Consider the following 6,773-nt stretch of genomic DNA (forward strand, 5'->3'; position numbering starts at 1 on the left):
AGATCGTTCGGCGGCGCGGGTTCCAACATGACAGAAATGTAAGGTACGTTCTGGCGACAAGCATGCAGATTGCGGGCCGCACACTCCAACGGATCGCATTTCCATGAAACGAATCTGGTTTCACCGCGGCCGCCGTCGCGGCGCTGTCCCTCTCCGCCTTCGGGGCCCAGGCGCAAGACAATCACGCCTGCCTCAATGACGCCTGCACGATGCAGTCGCTGGTCAGCGTCGCCGAGCCGGCCGCCGCCGACGCGACGGTGTCGCTGGAGTCGCCGCGCTACGGCGCCTGGGGCTTCGACATCTCGGGCATGGACCGGTCGGTGAAGGCGGGCGACGACTTCTACAAGTTCGCCAGCGGCAAGTGGGACGAGGCCACGACCATCCCGTCCGACCGGGTTCGCTACGGCAATTTCGACAAGCTGGCCCAGCTGTCTGAAGCCCGCACCCGCGCCATCATCGAGGCCGCCGCCGCCGACAAGGCCGCCACCGGCGAACGCGCCAAGGTCGGCGCCGCCTACCGCGCCTTCATGGACGAGGCGATGATCGAAAAGCTCGACGCCAAGCCGATCGCGCCCTGGCTGGACGGCGTTCGCAAGGTCAAGACCAAGGACGAGTTCACCGCCCTGATGGGCCGGGCCTCGACCACCCCCTATAGCGGCCTGATCAGCCTGGGCATCTCGGTCGACGCCAAGAACCCCAACAGCTACGCGATCTATTCGGGCACCGGCGGCCTGTCCCTGCCCGACCGCGACTACTATCTCGACGCCAAGTTCGCCGACAAGAAGGTCAAGTATCTGGCCTATGTCGAACAGATCCTGACCATGGCCGGTTGGGACAAGCCCGCCGAGAGCGCCAAGGCCGTCGTCGATTTCGAGACCCGCCTGGCCGAGGCCTCCTGGACCCGGGTCGAGCGCCGCGACCGCGACAAGACCTACAACCCCACCGACCTGGCCGGCCTGCAGGCCCTGACGCCGGGCTATGACTGGAACCGCTACCTCGCCGGCGCCGAGCTGCCGAAGTTCGACCGCCTGATCGTCACGACCAACACCTCGTTCCCCAAATACGCCAAGATCTACGCCGAGACCCCGCTCGACACCCTCAAGGCCTGGCAGGCCTTCAAGGTCGCCGACGGCGCTGCTCCGATGCTGTCCAAGCGCTTCGTCGACGCCAGCTTCGAGTTCCGCAACAAGACCCTGTCGGGCCAGCCCGAGCAGCGTCCGCGCTGGAAGCGCGGCGTCGGCCAGGTCAACGGCCTGCTCGGTGAAGCGGTCGGCAAGGACTATGTGGCGGCCTATTTCCCGCCGGACTCCAAGGCCAAGATGGACGATCTGGTGGTCAATATCCGCTCGGCCCTGAAGGTGCGCCTCGACAACCTCGACTGGATGAGCCCCGAGACCAAGGCCAAGGCCCAGGACAAGCTGGTCAAGTTCACGGTCAAGATCGGCTATCCCACGGTCTGGCGGGACTATTCCAAGCTGGAGATTCGCGAGGACGACGCCTTTGGCAACGACCTGCGCGCCGGCGTCGAAGATTTCCGCCGCGACGTCGCCCGCTTCAACGGGCCGGTCGACAAGACCGAGTGGGGCATGACCCCGCAGACGGTCAACGCCTACTACAACTCGGTCAATAACGAGATCGTCTTCCCGGCCGCCATCCTGCAGGCTCCGTTCTTCCATCCGGACGCCGATCCGGCCGTCAACTATGGCGGCATCGGCGGGGTGATCGGTCACGAGATCGGTCACGGCTTCGACGACCAGGGCCGCAAGTCCGACGGCGACGGCGTGCTGCGCGACTGGTGGACGGCCGAGGACGCCTCCAAGTTCAAGACCCAGGCCGACAAGCTGGGCGCCCAGTATTCGGCGTTCGAGCCCCTGCCCGGCGCCAAGGTCAATGGCCAGCTGACCATGGGCGAGAACATCGGCGACATGGGCGGCCTGTCCTTCGGCCTCGACGCCTATCATGCCTCGCTGAAGGGCAAGCCGGCTCCGGTGCTGGACGGCTTCACCGGCGACCAGCGCGTCTATCTGGGCTGGGCCCAGGTCTGGCGCGCCAAGAGCCGTGACGACGCCCTGCGCCAGCAGATCGCCAGCGACCCGCACTCGCCGGCCTATTACCGGGTCAACGGCACCATCCGCAATCAGCCGGGCTGGTACGCCGCCTTCGACATCAAGCCGGAGGACAAGCTGTATGTCGCTCCCGAGGAGCGCGTGAAGATCTGGTAGGACTCCAAGTTCCGCGGTCGGCGCCAGGCGCGCCGACCGCGAACCCGGCTCGGGCGTTCGGCGGCGAGACACCCTCGCGCCGACCGCCTGAAGCAAGGTCGTACAAGGGTTAGCGGCGCTCTATCCGAGCAGGGCCGTCAGTTGCTCGACGGCCCGATCCGGCGCGCTGCCGTAACCGATCGGCGCCACGAACTCTCCGCGCTTGTCGAACAGATAGACGGCCGTGGAGTGATCGATCGTGTACTCGCCGGCCTCCAGCGGGACCTTCCGATAGTAGATGCGATAGGCCTTGGCGGCGGCCGCCACCGCCTCGACCGACCCTGTCAGACCCCGGATGCGAGGGTCGAAATTGGCGAGATAGCGCTTGATCTGCGGGCCCGTGTCGCGCTCGGGATCCAAGGTGATGAAGATCACGTTCAGCCGATCGGCCTTGGGCCCCAGGCGGTCCAGCCACTGACCGATGTCGGTCAAGGTCGTCGGACAGATCTCGGGGCAGTAGGTGAAGCCGAAATAGATCAGGGTGGGCTTGCCCAGCAGGTCGCGGTCGGTGACGGTCCGGCCGTCGACGTCGCTGAGGGCGAAGGGCCCGCCGATCTTGATGAGCGGCTTGCCCCCCTTGGTCCGAAGGTACAGCAGGCCGCCGCCCCCGGCCGCGGCGGCCGCGGCGACGGCCAGACCGCCGAGAACCAGGCTCCGTCGCCGGATCAATGCGCACCTGCCGCGGGCGGCGTCTTGATCGGCAAGGTCACGGTCACCTTGCCCGCCTTCTCGAAGCGCAAGGTCAGGGGCAGGGACTCTCCGGCCTTGAGCGGGCGGGCCAGGCCGATCAGCATGATGTGGTAGCCGCCCGGCTTGAGGGCCACCGTACCGCCCGCCGGGATCACCAACCCGTCGGTCAGGGGACGCATGCGCATGATCCCGTCGGTCATGGACATCTCATGAACCTCGACCCGTTCGACACCCGGCGCCGAGCCGCCCAGCAACCGGTCGGGCGCCTTGCCCGGATTGGTGAGATTGAAATAGGCGGCGCCGGCCCGGGCGGCGGGCGGGGTGGCGCGCACCCAGCCGGCTTCGATCCGGGGCGTCGAGGCGGCGGCGAGCGCGGACGTCGCGATAAGGCAGGCGGCTGTCGCGGAATAGATCATGCGTTTCATGATGAACCTCAGGGCTTTTGAAATGAGACGGGGTTGTGATCCAGGCCCAGCCACCGGCGGACGCCCGGAATATGGCGCAGAGCGAAGCGTTCGATCAGGGCGATGGCGATCATTGAGATGCCAAGCACCGGGAGCAGCACGCCAAACAGGACGATCAGCAGGCCCAGGCCCATGGCGATCCGGCTTTCGGGCAGGGCCGGCGGCGCGCCGAGCTGCCCCTCTGGCCGGCGACGCCACCAGATGACCAGGCCGCTGACGCTGAGGGTGATCAGACCCAGAGCCGCCAGAACGCCCAGCAGCTGGTTCACCCAGCCGAACAACTGACCCTCATGGGCGGCGATGCCGTAGCCGATCACCTTGTCGATCGGGTGCTTGGCCGAGAAGCCCTCGCGACCGATGACCTCGGCGCTGACCGGATCAAGGGTGAGCGTCACCCGCTGGGGTCGGTTGGGCGTGTCCGACCGCGCCGTCCAGTCGGGCGAGGCGTTGCGGCCTTTCTGGCTGGAGGGCGGGGCGATCAGCACCGGGGGCGGCAGGTCCAGGGCTCGCACCGTCGCGGCCATGCGGTCGAGCGGGGCGTGGCGTCCATCGCCATCCCCGACATGTCCATGCTCGACATACTCATTCCAGCCATGTCCATGCCTGCCATGTGTTCGGCATGTTCCGACCCGGCCAACGCGTCGATGGCCTTGCGCTCGGCCTTCTCGCCGGCGCGGCCATTGGACCAGTCCTGCTTGGCCACGGCCGTGCCGGTCAGCCTGCGGACCTCCTTGAGGCTGTCGCCCCAGACCTTGGCCCAGGGCAGACCGGTTAGCAGCAGGAACAGCACCAGGCTGGAGATCCACATGCCGGTCACCGCGTGGATGTCGCGCCAGAACAGCTTGGAGCCGCGTCCCAGGCGCGGATAGAGCACCCCGCCCAGGCCCTGGGCCTGACGCGGCCACCAAAGATAGAGGCCGGTGACCACCATGACGATCGCCCAGCAGGCGGCCAGCTCGACCAGGATCGAGCCGTTGTCGCCCATCAGCAGTTCGCCATGGATGGTCTTGTCGATGTCCATCAGGCGATCTTTCTCGTTGATCACCTTGAGGACCCGCAACGTCTCGGGATGGACATAGACGAGGATGTTCTCGCCCGCCTTGCCCACCACCACGCGGGCGGCGTCATCAGCCTCGCGCCGCACCTCGTAGGTGCGCAGCCGTGAACCCGGGACGGCCTTGAGGGCCGCGTCGACCTGGGCCTGGGCGCTGACGGGTTTCCCCGTCAGCGCCAGGTGGTCATAGGGCCGATCCAGCCAGGCCTCGACCTGAGGCTTGAACAGATAGACCGAGCCGGTGATCGCCAGGATGATCACGAACGGCGCGCAGAACAGGCGGCATAGAAGTGCCAGCGCCAGATCGCGCGATAGTCGAAGATCGTCCGTCGCGCCTTGGTCAGGGCCGGGCTGGATGCGGTCATCGGGTCAGGCTCCTACCACTTGGTCTTCAGGTCGACGACGAAGGTCCGCTGCGGCAGCGGGTGCGAGACGTAGGCCTGGTCGTTGAACAGGTTGTCGATCCCGACGCTGAGCTGGGCCTTCTCCGTGACGTTCCACGACACCCGCCCGTCGACCGTGAAATACTCGGTCTGGAAGCCGTAGGCGTCGCCGCGGGATAGGCCAAACAGGTCGGAATTGGGCCGCGAGGCGTAGCGCCAGCCCAGCGAGGTCTTGAGATCGTCGCTGATCCGGTAGCGGACATTGCCGCTGGACCGCCAATCGGGAATGCGCGGGAACTTCACACCCTCGGCGGCGGTGTTGGGGCTGTTGCGAACCGTCTTGGCGTCGATGCGGGTGAGATTGGCGTCGATGTCCAGGCCCGGGATCAGCACGTCGCTGGCCTCGAGGATCAGCTCCAGGCCGTACTGGCGGACCTTGTCGACGTTCTTGTAGGACGAGATCACCGTGCCGTACTGGTTGAGCCCGCTGAAGCTGAAGATGGCGTCCTCGATGTCCTGGTAGAACAGGCTGGTCGTCGAGCGCACATTGCCGAAGGTCCGCCGCAGGATGAGGTTGGCGTCCTTGGACTTTTCAGGCTTCAGATTGGGGTCATAGCTGGTCGGATCGATCTGCCGGGTGATGTCGTCGAACCGGCCCTGATAGAGCTCGCCCACGGTGGGGAAGCGCTCGGCCGTGCCGACGCTGACCTGCAGCTCGAAGTCGCCCGGGACGCGCCCTTGCAGCGAGAGCTTGGGGCTGATCGAGGTCTCCTCGCGTTCGGCATAGACGCTGTCGACGCGCGCGCCGCTGACCCGCTTACCGATGCCGCCGTCAAAGGCTCGCCAGCTGTCGAACCGCAGGCCGCCGGTCAGGACGAAGTTGCCGTCGAGGTCATAGGCGTCCTCGGCCCAGACGCCCCACAGGCTGGTCTTGCCATAGGTCGAGGTCGAATAGACCGGCGCGGTCGCCGTGCGCCATTTGGTCGTGCTGTAGGTGTCGGTTCCGGCCTCGTAGAGGTTGGCGTTCAGGCCAAAGCCGAGCTCATGCTTGCCGAAGGCGCGATCGAAGGTCGCGTCGCCCGTCCACCAGCCGGGCTTGGTCTGGCGGCTCTGGGTCCCGGCCCCGTTGGCGGCGCCGGTCGCGTAGTCGTTGGAGGTGCGGGCGTCCTGATCCGGAATCCAGTAGCGCGACAGGTTGAACGACGTCTTCCAGCCGGCCAGCGGTCCGGACAGCTTCAGACCCGCCAGATATTCCATCCGGTCGGTTTCCGAGAAGGTCAGGCCGGTGGCGTTCCAGGTCTTGCCGCCATACCTGACCTTGCCCTGATAGACCGGCTTGCCCGACGCATCGACCAGCCAGCTGCGCGGGTTGGTCAGGTCCTGGTTGGTCTTCCAGACAAAGCCGAGGGCCTGGATGTCCCAGCCATTGCTCGCCGCATAGCCCACGCGCAGACGCAGCTGGTCCTGGATCACATGCACCGGCGAGGCGCCGCCGAACACCGGCGTGGCCAGCCGGCTGTCGTCATAGGCGCCGGTCACGGTCGTCCCCGTCCCGGTCGTGGCCGACAGCAGATTATAGGTCATCGACTGACCGGTATTCTCGAAGTGGCGGAAGCCGCCGCGCAGGCTCCACGGGCCGTCGTCCTGCTTGTAGGAGACGCCGCCCTCGGCGCTGTAGCCCTTGAAGGTCTGATCGTAGCCGTATTCCTTGAACGGCATGATCATGGTCTGGGCGTTGGCATAGACCTCGCGGCCCGGCTCGGGCTCGCGGGTGGTGACCGAGATCACCCCGCCCATCGAATTGCCGCCGTAGCGGGCCGAATAGGGGCCGTAGACGATGTCGAACTGCCGGACCTCGGCCGGGCCGACCACGTTCCACTTGGGCGGATAGTCGTAGCGGTTGCCCAGGAAGTTGGAGACC

General features: G+C 66.6%; 5 protein-coding genes and 1 pseudogene. 1 reads left to right on the plus strand and 5 read right to left on the minus strand.

Annotated elements, in window-relative coordinates; genetic code table 11:
- The first annotated feature begins 103 nt into the window (after positions 1-103).
- Positions 104-2,222: pseudogene (locus CSW58_RS04820) on the plus strand (M13 family metallopeptidase).
- A gap of 120 nt (positions 2,223-2,342) precedes the next feature.
- On the opposite strand, the gene CSW58_RS04825 reads toward CSW58_RS04820, so the two are convergent.
- The 5 genes from CSW58_RS04825 to CSW58_RS04840 all read right to left on the minus strand — a co-directional run.
- Entirely contained in the window at positions 2,343-2,930 is a 588-nt protein-coding gene (locus CSW58_RS04825) for an SCO family protein (RefSeq protein ID WP_236627651.1), read from the minus strand.
- On the minus strand, positions 2,927-3,376 hold the full coding sequence (locus CSW58_RS04830) for a copper chaperone PCu(A)C (RefSeq protein ID WP_201721575.1): 450 nt from the start codon (positions 3,374-3,376) through the stop codon (positions 2,927-2,929). The genes CSW58_RS04825 and CSW58_RS04830 overlap by 4 nt, the downstream gene beginning before the upstream one ends.
- Positions 3,377-3,384: 8 nt before the next feature.
- Positions 3,385-3,927, minus strand: a complete 543-nt coding sequence (locus tag CSW58_RS14290; protein WP_236627652.1) for a PepSY domain-containing protein — start codon at positions 3,925-3,927, stop codon at positions 3,385-3,387.
- Entirely contained in the window at positions 3,894-4,730 is an 837-nt protein-coding gene (locus CSW58_RS14295) for a PepSY domain-containing protein (RefSeq protein WP_201721577.1), read from the minus strand. The genes CSW58_RS14290 and CSW58_RS14295 overlap by 34 nt, the downstream gene beginning before the upstream one ends.
- Before the next feature lie 116 nt (positions 4,731-4,846).
- On the minus strand, positions 4,847-6,773 hold a 1,927-nt coding region (locus CSW58_RS04840), incomplete at its 5' end, for a TonB-dependent receptor (RefSeq protein ID WP_099446524.1).

The sequence above is a fragment of the Caulobacter sp. B11 genome (assembly GCF_002737765.1).
GTDB lineage: Bacteria > Pseudomonadota > Alphaproteobacteria > Caulobacterales > Caulobacteraceae > Caulobacter.

Coding starts and splice junctions, on each gene's coding strand:
- CSW58_RS04830 (WP_201721575.1), bottom strand. CDS start 3,376: ATGAAACGCATGATCTATTCCGCGACAGCCGCCTGCCTTATCGCGACG.